17 protein-coding genes and 1 pseudogene are annotated in these 14,775 nt (G+C 67.2%); all 18 read right to left on the bottom strand.

The genetic code is table 11. The features are described from left to right. Positions 1-72: 72 nt before the first annotated feature. Positions 73-600: a type II secretion system protein gene (locus QSV36_RS23380; protein ID WP_289134944.1), complete on the bottom strand. Its 528-nt coding sequence runs from the start codon at positions 598-600 to the stop codon at positions 73-75. Further along, on the bottom strand, positions 575-949 hold the full coding sequence (locus QSV36_RS23375; RefSeq protein WP_225777591.1) for a type II secretion system protein: 375 nt from the start codon (positions 947-949) through the stop codon (positions 575-577). The genes QSV36_RS23380 and QSV36_RS23375 overlap by 26 nt, the downstream gene beginning before the upstream one ends. Before the next feature lie 5 nt (positions 950-954). Further along, positions 955-1,434: a type II secretion system protein gene (locus tag QSV36_RS23370; RefSeq protein ID WP_289134941.1), complete on the bottom strand. Its 480-nt coding sequence runs from the start codon at positions 1,432-1,434 to the stop codon at positions 955-957. Next, positions 1,431-3,296: a secretin GspD/PilQ domain-containing protein gene (locus QSV36_RS23365; protein ID WP_289134938.1), complete on the bottom strand. Its 1,866-nt coding sequence runs from the start codon at positions 3,294-3,296 to the stop codon at positions 1,431-1,433. Before QSV36_RS23365 ends, QSV36_RS23370 begins: the two co-directional genes overlap by 4 nt. After that, on the bottom strand, positions 3,293-3,802 hold the full coding sequence (locus QSV36_RS23360; RefSeq protein ID WP_289134935.1) for a hypothetical protein: 510 nt from the start codon (positions 3,800-3,802) through the stop codon (positions 3,293-3,295). The genes QSV36_RS23365 and QSV36_RS23360 overlap by 4 nt, the downstream gene beginning before the upstream one ends. Then, entirely contained in the window at positions 3,802-4,365 is a 564-nt protein-coding gene (locus tag QSV36_RS23355; RefSeq protein WP_289134932.1) for a GspMb/PilO family protein, read from the bottom strand. The genes QSV36_RS23360 and QSV36_RS23355 overlap by 1 nt, the downstream gene beginning before the upstream one ends. Further along, complete coding sequence (locus tag QSV36_RS23350) at positions 4,352-4,894, bottom strand: PilN family protein (protein WP_289134928.1); 543 nt, start codon at positions 4,892-4,894, stop codon at positions 4,352-4,354. Before QSV36_RS23350 ends, QSV36_RS23355 begins: the two co-directional genes overlap by 14 nt. Before the next feature lies 1 nt (position 4,895). Next, complete coding sequence (locus QSV36_RS23345) at positions 4,896-5,717, bottom strand: hypothetical protein (RefSeq protein ID WP_289134924.1); 822 nt, start codon at positions 5,715-5,717, stop codon at positions 4,896-4,898. After that, positions 5,671-7,386, bottom strand: a complete 1,716-nt coding sequence (locus tag QSV36_RS23340; RefSeq protein WP_289134920.1) for a GspE/PulE family protein — start codon at positions 7,384-7,386, stop codon at positions 5,671-5,673. The genes QSV36_RS23345 and QSV36_RS23340 overlap by 47 nt, the downstream gene beginning before the upstream one ends. A gap of 60 nt (positions 7,387-7,446) precedes the next feature. Continuing rightward, positions 7,447-7,980, bottom strand: a complete 534-nt coding sequence (locus tag QSV36_RS23335; protein ID WP_289134917.1) for a response regulator — start codon at positions 7,978-7,980, stop codon at positions 7,447-7,449. A 249-nt stretch (positions 7,981-8,229) separates the two neighbouring features. Further along, positions 8,230-8,871: a SurA N-terminal domain-containing protein gene (locus QSV36_RS23330; protein ID WP_289134913.1), complete on the bottom strand. Its 642-nt coding sequence runs from the start codon at positions 8,869-8,871 to the stop codon at positions 8,230-8,232. Between the two features lie 76 nt (positions 8,872-8,947). Next, a pseudogene (locus QSV36_RS23325) lies at positions 8,948-9,112 on the bottom strand (SCO family protein); the annotation flags it as partial. After that, positions 9,109-9,771, bottom strand: a complete 663-nt coding sequence (locus QSV36_RS23320; protein WP_289134909.1) for an SCO family protein — start codon at positions 9,769-9,771, stop codon at positions 9,109-9,111. The pseudogene QSV36_RS23325 and the gene QSV36_RS23320, both read right to left, overlap by 4 nt. Beyond that, positions 9,768-11,747, bottom strand: coding sequence for a beta-propeller fold lactonase family protein (locus QSV36_RS23315; protein ID WP_289134906.1), 1,980 nt, complete (start codon positions 11,745-11,747; stop codon positions 9,768-9,770). The genes QSV36_RS23320 and QSV36_RS23315 overlap by 4 nt, the downstream gene beginning before the upstream one ends. A gap of 227 nt (positions 11,748-11,974) precedes the next feature. Further along, a complete protein-coding gene (gene madM / locus QSV36_RS23310) occupies positions 11,975-12,739 on the bottom strand; it encodes a malonate transporter subunit MadM (RefSeq protein ID WP_289134903.1) in 765 nt (254 codons plus the stop codon). Between the two features lie 2 nt (positions 12,740-12,741). Next, on the bottom strand, positions 12,742-13,161 hold the full coding sequence (gene madL, locus QSV36_RS23305) for a malonate transporter subunit MadL (RefSeq protein WP_289134900.1): 420 nt from the start codon (positions 13,159-13,161) through the stop codon (positions 12,742-12,744). Positions 13,162-13,242: 81 nt separating this feature from the next. Then, on the bottom strand, positions 13,243-14,163 hold the full coding sequence (gene mdcH / locus QSV36_RS23300) for a malonate decarboxylase subunit epsilon (RefSeq protein WP_289134897.1): 921 nt from the start codon (positions 14,161-14,163) through the stop codon (positions 13,243-13,245). Continuing rightward, on the bottom strand, positions 14,160-14,774 hold the full coding sequence (locus tag QSV36_RS23295) for a malonate decarboxylase holo-ACP synthase (RefSeq protein ID WP_289134894.1): 615 nt from the start codon (positions 14,772-14,774) through the stop codon (positions 14,160-14,162). The genes mdcH and QSV36_RS23295 overlap by 4 nt, the downstream gene beginning before the upstream one ends. Position 14,775: the final 1 nt, after the last annotated feature.

Below are 14,775 nucleotides of genomic sequence, written 5' to 3'. Positions count from 1 at the left end.
CGTGGCCATGCCTGTGAAGCCAGGGTTGTCAGCCGGTTTGTATGGCTCAAGACCTGCACCAAGGCAGGCGTTTCAGGGTGTGTCTCCCGGGCCAGCATGGGTACGGGCGCCACCGGCGCTTTCACTGAACGGCTGCTCGGCGACGAACTGCCAGTCGCTGTAGTGTTCCAGGCCCTCGAAACCGGAGAACTGCGTCTCGAAGCCACTGCGCTTGAACGGGGTGGCGTCGGAGCGGCTGTGTATGCCGGTGATACGCCCGTCGAGCCCGCGCAGCAAGCCCCACTCCTGGCTGTTGGTGATCGGGTCGGGGTACAACCGGCGGATGTGCCGCCGGGCCTGCGGGAAGCGGTCGTCCTGCAGCAGGTCGGCCAGCGCCTGTGGGTACTGGGCCAACCCCGGCGAGGCGCGGTAGTAGCTGCGCAGGGCCTGGGCGTACTGGCCGCCGACCCACAGCAACTGGCGTTCACGATCGCGCTGGGCAGCACTGGTCCACAGCGTGCCGGTGGCGGCCAGGGCCACGCTGCTGACGGCAATCAGCAGCAGCACGCCAAGGTAGGTGAAGCCGCGGTTGGCCTTACCATTCCGCGAACAGGCTGCCATCGCGGGCCCTCCCGGTAGCACCGCTCTTGACATCGGCCACCCCGCCGGCCACGCCTTCGGGGGGCGGCACCAGCTGCCAGGCATCGCTGCGCTCGGTGATCGGGTCGACCGGGGTATTGCGCAAATAGCGTTGCTCCACCAGTTGCTCCAGCGAGTCCGGGTAGTGGCCGGTGTCGCCGTAGTAATGGTCCAGCGCTTCGCGGAGCACCGCCAGGCTCTGGCGCAAGGTGGCTTCGCGCGCGCTTTCCAGGCTGTTGAAGTAGCGCGGCATGGCGATGGTCATCAGCGTGGCGATGATCGCCAGCACCACCAGCAGCTCGATCAAGGTGAAGCCTGTGCGGCGTTTCATGGCTGTCACCATTGCCGGTAGGGAATGCCGTCGAGGCCTTTGCCACGGGCCCTGGAGTACACGTCGAACACGTCTTCACCTTCGCGCGGGTTGTCGGGGCTGCTGTCGTAGGCGCGCAGGCCCCAGCCGCCAGCGTCGTCATGCCTGGCGGCCAGCAGCGGGTCGTGCGGAATACGCCGCAGGAAATAGAACTTGGCGCCCTTGGCACTGCGCACATCGCGGACACCTTCGACCAGTATCTGCAGGTTCGGCGGGTAGCCGCTGGCATCCAGACGCTTCTCGATATAACCGGCATCGAACGCCCGCTTGTAGGCATCGATGGCATCGCGGATCTGGTACAGCGCCTCGCGCAGCTGCTGCTCCTTGCCGCGGCGCACCACGGTTTCGGTCAGCGGTGCGGCCATGCTGGCGAGCAGCCCGAGCAATGCCAGGGTCAGCACCACTTCGATCAGGCTGAAGCCGCGCATGCAGCGCTGCCCGGTCATGGCTGCGGGCTCCGTTTCACCGGGGCGACGGCCATCTGGCTGTCTGCCACCGGTGCATCGGTGGCGGGTGCATTGCCCGGCACGTCCGGCGGCGGCAACGGCGTCATCTGGCGCACCTGCATGGCCGACTCGGTGCCGGTGGCGAACTCCATGTCCGACGGGCTCTGGTACGGCAGGTTGCGCACGATGCGCGGGGTGATTGCCAGCACCAGCTCCGACTTGCTCATGTCGTCCTTGTTGCTGCCGAACAGCCGGCCCAGGCCGGGGATGTCACCCAGCCCGGGGATCTTGTTGCCACTGGCGTTGTGGTCGTTGCGCACCAGGCCCGCCAGCACCTGGGTTTCGCCATCGTGCAGGCGCAGGCTGGTCTGCGCGTTGCGGGTGTCGACCTGGACCGGGATGGTGCCCTGGCGCGTCGGTTCCAGCGGCGTGGCGTTGCTCACTTCCAGGGCCACCTTGATCGCCACTTCGTTGTTCAGGTGCACGGTCGGCTGCACTTCAAGCTTCAGGCCGACGTCCAGGTAGGTGACGCTTTCGGTAATCACCGGGCCCTGGGTGGAGGGCACCGACGTGGCGCTGATGATCGGTACCCGCTGGCCGATGTGGATGCGCGCCTGCTCGCGGTTGCTGACCCGGATCACCGGGCTGGCCAGGGTATTGATGTCCTTGTCCTGGGCGTTGATCTTGGCCTGTGGTGCCGGGGAAATGCTGATGCGGCTGGAATCGATGCCCTTGAGCTGGTCAAGCACGCTGACCGGCTGGCCATCGGAGGTGAGCACACCGAAGGTGTTGGGCCATTGCAGGCCGAGGTCGAGGATGCGCGAAGTGGCCACTTCCATCACCTCCACCTCCAGCACCACCTCGGGGTTGGACTGGTCCTGCGATTGCAGCAGCTTTTCGGCCATGCGCACGGCATCGGGGGTGTCGCGCATGGTCAGGGTATTGAGGCGTTCGTCGACGAACACGTCGCGGGTCTTGAGCATGGTCTTGACCATGTTCAGTGCGGTGTTGGCATCGATGCTGGTCAGGTAGAACGTGCGCATGACCAGCTCCTGGTAGTCCTTGGCCTTCTGCGGCGAGTCGGGGTAGATCATCAGGGTGTTTTCGTTGACGATCTTCTGGCGCAGCTGGTTCTGCTCGAGCAACAGTGCCACGGCGTCCTCGATGCGCAGATCGCGAACGAAAATGGTCGCCTTCATGTCCGGGCGCAGGTCCTTGTCGAAGATGAAGTTGATGCCGGCGACCTGGGACAGCACTTCGAAGATGCTCTTCAGGTTGGCATCGCGGAACTCCAGGGTCACCGGCCGCTCCAGCTTGCTGCGCAGTTGCGGGTAAGGCTGCGCGGTACGCGCCTGGACATTTTCGATGTCGCTGCGCAGGGCCAGGCCCTTCTGGTTCTGCGGGTCCAGGCGCAACACTTCGCGCATGTAGCGCTCGGCGCCGAACAGGTCACCCTGGCGAAGCGCCGCCTGGCCCAGCGCCACGCGCTCGTCGAGGGTGCGGATCAGCTCCAGCTGGCGGATGCCTTCCTGCGCGCGGCGGTTGTTCGGCTCCAGGGTCAGCACCCGCCCATACCCCATGCGCGCAGCGGCAAAGTCATGCCGGACGCGACTGGCATCGGCCTGGGTCAGCAGCGCCTCCACCGCAGCCTGGCGGCTATGTGCCAGGGCGATGTTCAGCTCGGTGTCGCGCGGGTCTTCGAGCAGGGCCTGCTCCAGCTGCGCAATGCCCGCCTCGTACTGGCCTTCCCGCATCAGCTGGTCACTGTCCTCGCGTACCGCATCGGAAGCGCAGCCGGCAATGGCCACGCACAGCGCCACGAGCAGGAACGGGGCCGGCTTGCACAGCGTTGACGACTTCATGGAGCGCTCCCTACAGACAAGGTCTGCGGCTGATGCAAAGGCAGGTAGACCAGGCTCAGCTCACTGGCCGAGACGCGGTCGAGGCGGTAGGTGTCATCGATGACGTCGCCCTGGCGCACGACGTAGAGCTTTTCGCCGCTCTGCAGGAAAATCTGCAGGTCGTCACGGTCGCCGATGCGGCCGATGAACTGGAATGGCAAGGCCGGCGCGGCGGGCGCCTGGGGTACGACCGGGGTGGCAGCCTCGGGCTGTTCGGTGATGCTGGCCAGGGTTTCGGGGTTGCTCCACTGCTGGGTCGGGAACAGGTCCTTGGGCGCCGGCTCCGGCCCTTTCGACGCTGAAGCCGCTGCCGCTGGCCCGGCATTGCCTGCCGGCTGGGTGGCCGCGTACTTGCCGGCGAACGCCACGACCCCATCCTCCTGGCCGAACCAGTGGCCCGGCGCCCAGGCCAGCGCCGCGCTCACGCCGAGAAAGCCGGCCCAGATGACTGCACGCTGTGTGTTCATCACGACCTCGACAGGTAAAGGGTCATGCGCAGGCGGGCGTCGAGCTCGCTGTCGCCGATGCGTTTGCGTTGCAGCTCCAGGTCTTCCAGCACCAGGGTCGGCAGTTGCCTGAGCAGGCCACGGACGAAGCCGCGAATCTGCAGGTAGCTGCCATGCACCGGCAGTACGATCTGGTAGCGTGCCAGCTGGGTCTTGGGGTCGATGCCCAGGGCGTATTCACCATGGGCCAGGCTGATCTGCTCGGCGCTGGCCAGGTGGTACAAGCGTTCGATCAGCGCGCTGGCCTGGGGCTGCCCCGGCAGTTGCTGGCGCAGGCTGTCGAGGGCCTGTTGCTCGGGCTGGGTGGCGATCTTCAGCTCGCCGCGTCTGACCCGCTCCAGCTGCAGCCGGGCATCCGCTTCGCTGGCACGCAGTTCGCGAATGGCCTGCCATTGCGGCAATACCCCGGCACACAGCACGCCCAGCGCCAGCAACGCGACGATGGCTGCCGCCACGCCGACCGGGCCGAGACGACGCAGCCGCTCCTGCAGGATCAGCCTGTTCAGCGGTTCACGGGCGCGCATGGCCGGTCTCCCAGGTGGCCGTGAGGGTGAAACGCACGGGCTGCTCGGGCTGGCTGGCCAGCACCTCGTGGTTGAGCAGCGACACGTCGCTGAGCTCGGCACTGGCCTCCAGGCGCTGGTGGTATTGCAGCATCGCTTCGAGGTTGCGCGCCTCGGCGGCGATGCGCAGCTGGCCCTTGCGCGCGTCAGGGGCCAGGCTGAGCAGCGCCACGTCGCCTTGCGGCTGCGCTTCCAGCATGGCGAACAGTTGCTGCCACGGCCGTTGCAATTGCTGCGAGACGCTTTGCATCTGCGCCAGACGCTCGGCCTGCTCACGGCTGGCCGCGCTGCTCAGCGGCGCGGCGCTGGCCGGGCGGCGGCCCAGCTGCAGTTCCAGGTTGTGCACGCTGGCCTGCCGTTCGACGTGCTCGGCCTGCAGGCGCTGTTGCAGCAGCAACAGGCCGACGACCACGGCGCAGCCCAGCGCAAGCAGCGACCAGGCCAGCGGGCCACTGCGCCGGGGCTGGAATTCCAGGTCGAGGCGGCGCATCTCAGGCCACCGCCCGCCACATGGCACACAACGGGTCGGCATCGCTGGCCGGTGGGCACAGCTGCAGCGCCGCCACCCGCGGCACATCAAGCCGGGCCGGGGCATGCAGGTAGACCGGTGGCAGAGGCTCGCCATACAGCTCGCAGGTCCGCTCGATCAGCGCCTGCAGGGCCTGGTCGCTGTCGGCACAACCCTGCGTCAGCACTTGCTGCCAGGCCCCCCCGGCGGCCAGCAGCAGCACGCTGCGCTGTGGCTCGGCCAGGACGAACAGAAAGTCGCCCTGCGCCAGCTGCTCCGTGCATCGGTTGTAGGCGGCCATCAGGTACGGCTGCACCGAGCGCAGGCTCAGGTGGTGGTCGCGGCCGAGCGCCTGCAGCCGCAACAACAAGGCTTCGGGCAGCGCCGTGGCGATACGCGCGGCACCGGCAGGCTCCGGCGACAGGACGATGCGCCAGTCGTCCAGGGTCTGCCCGTAGAGCGCTTCGAAGCAGGCCCGGGCATAGGCGTCCAGTTCGCGCGGGTGGCCGATGACATCGCTCCAGGGCACCAGGCAGAAGCGGCTGTAGCGGGCCGACAGCAATACCCGCAACTGCGCGCCGCCTGCGCCACGCTCGCTCAGCATGGCGGCCAGTGCGTCGACCGCCGCCACCCCGGGCGCTTGGCCGGCGGCGCAGGTGAAGGCACGGCTGCCCAGCCACTGCTGACGGTTGGCCTGCCAGCAACCCAGGCCGACCCCCTCGGCGCCGAGCACCGCCGTGTACCGACACGAACCATGATCAGATGAACGTGACACGGTTGATCTCCTCGAGGGTGGTACGGCCATCGCGGACCAGGTCCAGGGCCGAGGCACGCAGCAGGCGCAGGCCGCGCTGGCAGGCGAGCGCCTTGATCTGCGACAGGGGGCGGCGCTCGACGATCATCTGCCGCAGGTCATCGTCCAGGTGCAGCAGTTCGGCGATCGCGCTACGGCCACGGTAGCCACTGCCACGGCACTGGCCGCAACCCTGGGCGCGGACGAACCTCCAGCCAGCCACGCTCGCGCGGCTCAGGCCTGCCCCATCCAAGGTGTCGTCATCTACCTCGCACGGCGTGGCGCAATGCGGGCAGGCCAGGCGAATCAGGCGCTGCGCCAGTACCGCATTGAGCGCGGAAACGAAGCTGTACGGGTCGACCTGCATCTGGCTGAAACGGCCGATCACGTCGAACACGTTGTTGGCGTGGATGGTGGTGAACACCAGGTGGCCGGTGAGCGCCGACTGCACGGCGATTTGCGCGGTATCCGGGTCACGGATCTCGCCGACCAGGATCTTGTCCGGATCGTGACGCAGGATCGAACGCAGGCCGCGGGCGAACGTCAGCCCTTTCTTTTCGTTGACCGGGATCTGCAGCACGCCGGGCAACTGGTACTCGACCGGGTCCTCGATGGTGATGATCTTGTCCACGCCGTGGTTGATCTCGCTGATCATGGCGTACAGCGTGGTGGTCTTGCCGCTGCCGGTGGGGCCGGTGACCAGGATCATGCCGTAGGGTTCGGCGGCCAGCCGGCGCAAGGCGCGCAGGGTGTCCTCGGCAAAGCCCAGGGCTTGCAGCTGCACGCCGTTGACCCGGTCGGACAAGTCCTGCTTGTCCAGCACCCGCAGCACCGCGTCTTCGCCGAAGATGCTGGGCATGATCGACACGCGGAAGTCGATCTGCCGCTCGCCCACGGCAACCTTGAAACGGCCGTCCTGGGGCACCCGTCGTTCGCCGATGTCCAGCTCGGCCATGACTTTGATGCGCGAAATCACCTGGTCGGCGAAGGCGCTGCCACTGGCCTTGCCGGCAGCGTTGAGCACGCCGTCGATACGGTACTTGATGGTCAGCCCCTGGCCGGTCATGCCCAGGTGGATGTCGCTGGCGTGCAGCTTGAGGGCGTCGTACAGGGTGGAGTTGACCAGCTTGACCACACGGCTCTGGTCTTCACTGATGCTGGCCAGCGACAGGCGTTGCAGCGGGCCGCTGTCATTGCTGGCCTCGGCGTCGTGGCCCAGGGCGTCGACGGCGTGGAAGCTTTCTTCCTGGCGGGCGAGGAAGGTGGCCAGGTCGGCGGCATGGGCCAGGTACAGGGGCGCGCCCTGCAGTACATCGTCGATCCAGGCCAGCCGGGCAGGCTCGAAGGGGTCGGCGAACACGCCCAGCAGTTGGCCGCCCTGCTCGATCAACACGAATTCGCGCTTCAGGCACACCGCCAGGCTGACCTTGTCGAACCGTGGGGTGCTGGCCAGCAAGGTGTGGCTGTCCAGCACCGGGTAATGCAGGGTCAGGCCCAGGCGCCGGACGAACGTGTCAGGCGTGTCGCAGGCCAGTTGTTCCAGGCGGGTGAGCAGGCGTTCGTCGCTGCTTTGCAGACGGGCCTGGGCCAGGAGGTCGCGCGGGTAGGCTGGGCAGGGTGCCCGCGAAGAGGCCGGTGCAGGCAGTAGCGCGTCCCGTGATGCATCGAATGCTTCTGGCATGGCCTGCGACTCCGCTCAGGGGCGCGTCGCAGACTGGCTCGGCCAAGGGTGCGGGCGCCGCTATTCCCCGGTGAGCAGTTGGTCGTCGTCCGGGCCGGGGGGCTTGGCGCCGTTACGGCGGCGGTCGGCCAGTACCCAGCTGCCATCGTACAACTGCAGGGGGAACGACTCGTTGCTGTTATGGCGTCGCTCGACGAAGCCTTCAGCCGGGGTGTCCGTAGCCCTGTGCTGGCGCTCGATGCCCAACAGGTCGAAAATCGCACGGGCCAGTTCCACCAGCGGGAACGGCTTGAACAGGACATGACTCACACCCAGCCCGGCAGCTCGCTCACGTACCTCGACGGTGGGGTGGGCGGTAATCAGCACGAAGTGGCACTGCCTGTTCCTGCGTACGGCTTCCAGAACCTGAAAACCCTCCATGTCGGGCAAGCGATAATCCAGCACGATGACCTGGGGGGGCAGCTTTGCAGCCAGCTCGATACCACCGGCACCATCGTGGGCAACATGGACGTCCAGGCCTTGCGCCTGCAGATACGCCTGCAGGTTCTGCGCAAGAGTCCGTTCGTCATCGACTACCAATACGCTGTTCACCAAGGTCGACTCCCAAGAACTGCCCGGTCAGCCGGTCTGCGAAGTGCGCCCTCGTACAAGCTTGAGCAGGCTTCGTGCCAGGCGTTGAAGGTCATGCTGTATCGCTTCAAACCCTTGATACCGTTCGGCTTTTTTTCTGAAACCGGCACTGCGGCAGGCAGCCGCACCGGCCCGTTTCCCCATATCCGGGGAAACTGCCGGAACAGGGCAAATTGGTTAATCCCCAGTATTGGGGCAAGGCCATGCCTGACCTCAGTCGGCGATTTCCACTGTAGCGGATGCACGCAAACGTTGGCGCACGGCCTGGCGCGCATGCGCCTGGCGTTGGGCGATGAGCGTGGCCCTGGCCAGGGCCAGGCCGTGTTCGCGTATGACCGAAGCATTATCACTTTGGTTCTGCGCTCCTTGCAGTTTTTCCCGGTTGGCCTCGTAGAACGCCTGTACTTCGTCCGGGCCGGGCGCCTCGACCGCACTGAGCAGGTCATACACCTGCTGCGCGGCCAGTTCATACCGGGCGTAGTCATTGTACTGTGCCCTGTCCAGGCCCGCCTGTGCCAGCCGCCGCTCGAAAACCGCCACGCTGCCGACCGCGGCCTCGACCTCGCCGACATGCGCCGACACTTGCTGCGCGCTGACGGTGATGCCAAGGCGCATGGCCTCCTGCCACAGCAGTTCCTTGTCGATCAGCTCGTCCAGGGCCTGGTCGCGCCAGCGCTTGTACAGGGTCGGGTTGCCGATGCTGGTCACCGCGCGGCCCCGCGCCTGTAGGAATATGCCGAAATAGCACTCCAGGCGCAGCAACCCGATCACCACGCCATTGACCCGCGCCGCCGGCACATCGGCCCAGCTGGCCTTGGCCAGCACCTGCAACAGGCACAACAACAGCATATGCATGGCAACCTCCGTTCGAGGGTTGTCCGGCGGCGGCCGGTACGGGGTGACCGCAGTAAACCGGGGCCCAGCCAGGGCCACCGCCTTCGCTGCCCATCGCCGACACCTCCGGCTGCGGCTCCGGCCCCTGAGGCGCATGGCCCTGACGGGCGAACGCCACCGAGGCGAGGATCCACAGGCAAGCGCCCAGCACCAGCCAGTCGACACCGCGCATGGCCACCCGGCGGGAGGCTGCCTGGCTCATGGTTGCACCTCGTGATGGTCGGCAATGGCGGTGCTTTTGACGTGTACCCGGCGGGCGCCGAGGCGGTTGAGCTCATCGATCAGCACCGCCGGGTCGGTAACGCCGTAGTAACGTTTCCAGTGCCCGCTGCGCCCGTCACCCACCAGGATCAGTGGCGGGTGTCGGCTGAGGTCGGCGCTGAAGCCCAGGCCCTTGAGTGTTTCGCCTATGGCATACGGTGTTCCGGTCAGCCAGCTCCAGCCGGGGCCCTTCTGGAAGGCCCTGGCATAACGTTGCAGGCGCCTGGCGTCGTCGTGTTGCGGGTCGACGCTGATCGACACCAGCTGAATGTCCTGCCCTACCCGGCCACCCAGTTGCTGCTGGACCCTGCCCATGATCGCGGACACCACCGGGCACACCGTGGTGCAGCGGGTGTAGATGAAGCCCATGACCACCAGATGCTCGCCCACCAGGTCTTGTTCCAGGCGCACCGGCATGCCGTCCTGGTTCAGCAGCGATACATCGGCAAAGCGTACGCTGGCCTTTTCCTGGCTGGCCGCCGCTGGCTGCCCGGCATGGCCGCCCTGGCCACCAGAACCACGGTCGCCATGGGCCAGCGCCAGGTTGCTGGCCAGCGCCAGGCCCAGCGCCAATGCTCTACAAGCGTGCCTGGTAGTCATCGCAGATTCCTCGCACCTGTCTGGGAAGCGTTGGACGCTGCGGCCGGCATGACCCGCAGGCTGGTGTAGTTTTCTTCGGCGAACCTGCGCCCCAGCGACGGCGACTGCACATGCAGCTGCCAGGCGCCGGCTTCGGGCAGGCTCAGGGCCGTCTGGTAGATACCATCGCCCACCTCTTGCAGTTGCAGGTTGCGTGGCATGGAAGCCGGCGCCTGGAAATAGCGCAGGCTCAGGTCGCTCAGGCCCAGGCGGGGCTGGCCGTCGTCACCGATGATGCGCACCCGCGCGGTAATCGCGCGGTCCTGCGACAAGGGCCGGTCCAGGCCGATGAACTCGGCATGCGCGCCCTTGCGCGTGCCAGCATCCGGCGCTTCGGCCACCTCGGTGCTGAAGCAGTGGATGATCGGCGGCTGCTTGAGCAGGAAAGCCACGTCGAACTTGCCGGCCGCGGGCATCTTCACCGTCGAGCCGTACACCCCCGGCGCCAACTCGCGTAAGCTGCGGTCGACGATGAGCGCGGCGCGAGCCTGGTGGCCACGGTTGTTGTAGCCGGACATCGGCGCATTCATGCCCTCGGTATAGAAGTAGGTGGTGTTGTCCACCGGGTTGACCACGAACACCGAGTTGTCATCGCGCGACACCGCCATGCCCTGGGCCAGCGGCAGCTCACCGGCCTGGCGTGGCGCCGCCGGGCCGGCCTCGAAGCCCTGGATGATCGGCGTGCGCCCTTCGCCCAGGCTGGCCAGGTTGATCATGCTGACTTTCGGCGAAGCCAGGCTGCGCACGTAGGCGTAGTTGTGGGTAAAGGTCAGCTGGTACGGTTGCGCAGCCACCGGGATATGGTGGATCAGCTTGTCGCTACTGGCATCGATGACCAGGACCTGGTTTGCCAGGCTATCGAGCACCATGCCGTAACGCCCATCGTGGCTGAAGCGCATCGGCCCCAGGCCCGGTCCGGCCTGGACGGTGTGGCGCAGTTGCTGGCTGCGGGCATCGAACACCCGCACGCTGCCCTCTTCGCCATCGACCACGTACACCGCCTGGGACAGCGCCGAATAGCTGACCGACAGCGGCTGCGGCCCCACCTGGAGGGTCTTGGCCAGGCGCATTTGCGGGATGTCGATGACGCTCAGCGTGCCACTGGCGCGGTTGCTGACGTAGGCAAAGTGCGAGTCGGCGCTGAAGGCGATTTCGTGGTGCCCGCTGCCGGTGTTGAAGGTTTTCAGGGTGTTGCGCCCCGGCACATCGATCACCGTGACACCCCCCCTGGCCGGGTCGCTGCTGTCGTTGCCCACCCACAGCCGGTGCTGGTCCGGCTGCAGGGCCACGCGCAACGGCTGCTCGCCGGCGTCCAGGTCGGCCACGCGAGAGAAGGTTTCGGTGTCGATCACCGAGACCTTGCCACGCTCGGGGATGGACACGAACACCTGCTTTTCGTCCCCGGTGGCCACCCAGTCCATGGGTCGCCCAGGCAGCTCGATGCGGGCCAGGGTACTGGTCACGCCGCCCACCGACACCGTCGGGTCGATCACTGTCAGGCTGGCGTCCTGGTTCAGCATCAGCAGGAAGTAGCTGTTCAGGTCGAGCAACGGCCTTGCGCCGATGCTGCTTTTGAGAAACAGCGCAACCCGGGCCTTGCAGCTGTGCTCACGGTCGCCCTCCGTGCTCGCCTGGGTCGGGTCGATCCACGCCCCCGGGGCCATGCCCGACAGGGGTTGGCCACTGGCCTGGTCGCTGACCTTGAAGCGGATGCTGGCGATGCTGCCCTCCTGCAGCGCCCCCCCGGCCAGCGGCCTGGCCTCGAACTCCACGGTCACGCCGTCGCGGCTCAACCGGTGCAGGGCCAGCGGATCGGCGGATGCCTGCAACAGCTCGCGCGGGTCGCACCAGAGGCTTTCATAAGCCACACCCAACGCGATCAGTGCGCCTCCAAGTGCCATCCCCAGGTAAGCAGGGCGAGTGTGTGGCGTAGCCATGCCGGACCTCCGGGACACAGGATCTCTGCGTGGAGCCGGAGCAAGGTGTATGCCACAAGCCAATTGCTTTGTTTTTCAATGCGTCAGGTCGGCAAGCGAAACAGATTGGGGAGGATGCCCCAGCCGTATTCCCCGAATCAGGGGGGCGGCAGTGATGGTAGCGGGCCGCGCCTGGCACCGCTTCGCTGCCGCTACCATCACACTGTGCCATTGCCCGCCTTGGTCCGTCAGCCGACCAGGCCGCGTACGCAGAAGTACAGGATCGAAGGCCCCATCAGGCAACCCAGGCCGGTGTGGAAGGTAGCCGTCAGCGCGCCATACGGCACCAACCGCCGGTCCGTCGCCGCCAGCCCGGCGGTCACCCCCGACACGGTGCCCGCCAGGCCGCCGAACACCATCGCCGAGCGCGGGTTGTCCAGCGCCAGCAGCCGCGCCGACACCGGGGTGAACACCATCACCAGAATCGCCTTGATCAGCCCGGTGGCAATCGACAGGGCCATCACCTCCGAGCTGGCGCCCAACGCCGCGCCGGTCACCGGGCCGACGATATAGGTCACGGCACCGGCGCCGATGGTGGTCATGCTGACCGCATCGCGGTAGCCGAAGGCATAGGCCACCGCCGCACCGACGATGAATGGCAGCACCGTGCCCAGCAACAGCGCCAGCGCGCCGATCATGCCGGCCTTGCGCGCCTCGGTGGCCTGTACCTCGAAGGCCGTGGCGACAATGGCGAAGTCGCGCAGCATGGCCCCGCCCATCAGGCCGATACCGGAGAACAAGGCCATGTCGGCCAGGCCTTTCTGCCCGCCGGTAAGGGTGCCACCGACCCAGGCCAGCACCAGGCCGATGACGATGGCGATGGCCGAGCCATGCACGCGGCCGAAGGTCAGGTACTTCGACAGCAGCACCGACAGCCACATGATGGCGCCCACCACCGCGAACGCGGTGATCAGGGCGTTGTGTTGCAGCGCATTGTCAATGATCGGCCACATGATCAACGCCCTCCTGCAGGCGCAGCCTGCACGTTGCTTTCGGGGCCGGTGTCTGTCGGCAGAGGGGTGCCACGATGGCTGCGGCTGATCACGGCGATGGTGGCGCCGCACACCAGTACTGCGCCCACCGCCGCCAACAGCGCCACCGGCCCGCCGTGCAGGGCGGTGACCACGTTCTGCTGGGCCGCCATGGCAACCACCACCGGGATGTACATGGCGCCCCAGAAGCCCACGCCGAATTCGCACTCCTTGCTCATGCCACCGTTGCGGTGCATGTACAGGCGCGCACAAATCAGCAGGATCATGGCGATGCCGACCCCGCCCACGTTGGATTTGACACCCAGCAGCAGGCCCAGGAAGTCGCCGACGATGACGCCGGCAAGCGTGCAGACCGCCAGCAGAGCCACACCATAGATAATCATTGTTGTTGTCCTCAGGTAGTGTCGAAGTTGCTTGTTGTTGTCCTTCGTGAACACACAGCCGCCGGCAGGGACCAGCTGCCCTCATCGATCGTCGGCCACCCCCTGGCGCAAAAGCGCATCCAGGCTGTCCCAACGGGTGCCTTCGACGGTCACCACCCGGCCCGGTACGAACACCGGCCTGGCCAGCCCGCTGAGTACACTGCCGGGCGGCATTTCCAAGTGCAGGCGCACGCCGCGCTCATAGGCGTTGCGCAACGTACCACGCCAGTCGACCCGCCGCGCCATGTTGCCGGCGAGGTCGTCGCGCAGCTGCTGTGGGTCGCACACCAGGCGTGCGCTGCTGCCACTGAGATAGCGGATGCGTGGCCGCCGCAGCTCTACCCTGGCGAAGGCACCGGCCAGTTCCGCCGCGGCGCCCTCCAGCAGCGGGCAATGCGACGGCACACTGACCGCCAACCGCCGGGCCACGCCCTGCCCCAGCCGACGCGCCTGGTCGGCCACGGCAGCCATCGCCGCGTCGCTACCGGCGATGACGATCTGCTTGTCGCTGTTGAGGTTGGCCACATAAGCCTCGCCGCCTACCGCCATCAGCAGCCGCTCGACGCTGGCCAGGTCCAGGCCACTGAGGGCAGTCATGCCATAACCTTGCGGATAGGCGCGCTGCATCAGCTCGCCACGCAGCGCAACCAGGCGCACGGCATCGGCAAAATCCAGGGCGCCTGCCGTGACTGCCGCAGGGTAGGCGCCAATCGACAAGCCCGCCACGTAGTCCGGCGCGGGGCTGCGTTGCATCAGCCAACGTGCCCAGGCCACGCCAGCCAGCAGCAGGCACAGTTGCACGGCCCGGGTCGTCTGCAGCGACTGCTGGCTGTCCAGCGCCAGCGCCTGCTGGCCGAGGATGTCGCTGGCCTCTTCGAGCAAGCGCCCGGCACCGTCAGGCAAGCGCTGCAGCATGCCTACCTGCTGCGCGCCCTGGCCAGGGAAGGCAAACAGGCTACTCATGCGGCACGCCCCAGGCTTGCCCATGGGTCGCTGACCAGGCGTGGCCCCTGGGCTGCCCTGAGCAGCACGCGGCGGGCCAGGCCAGCCCACTCGCGCAAGGCGATGCCGCCCGCCGGCGTTTCCAGCTGCACGTCGATACGGCACGGCGCGCAATCGAGGGCATCCAGCAGCTCCCGCGCCTGCGCGCGGGGTAGCGGTTGGGGCGTATGCAGCAACACGTCGAGGTCGCTGGCGGCGTGGACCACCTGGCTACCGCTAGCGATCTGGTAGCCGACCGCGCCGGTAGGCCCCCAGGCCAGGCCGCTGGCGTCCAGTAACGGGGTGACCGAGCGCAAAGCCTGCAAGGCAGGCCAGCGGCTTTGCGCTTGCCAGCGCAGTGCTTCGGGGCCTTGCCGACGCTGGATATCCGCCAGGCGCATCATTGCCGCCAGGCGCTGTGCCCGGCCCTGGCCGCGCAGCCCCACCGCCACCCAGCCATCGTTAACGATGGCACGACGCACTACCACCGGCTGGCCGCCGAGCAATACCTCCCGTGCCCATTGCGGCGCATCGTCAGGCAAGCCCGAGGCGGGCATGCCCCAGAGCAGGTCGTGCGGCCTTGGCGCGTTCATC

The sequence above is a fragment of the Pseudomonas sp. BCRC 81390 genome, assembly GCF_030341915.1.
In the GTDB taxonomy this organism is placed as follows: Bacteria; Pseudomonadota; Gammaproteobacteria; order Pseudomonadales; family Pseudomonadaceae; genus Aquipseudomonas.
This window is presented reverse-complemented; position numbering and strand designations above follow the sequence as displayed.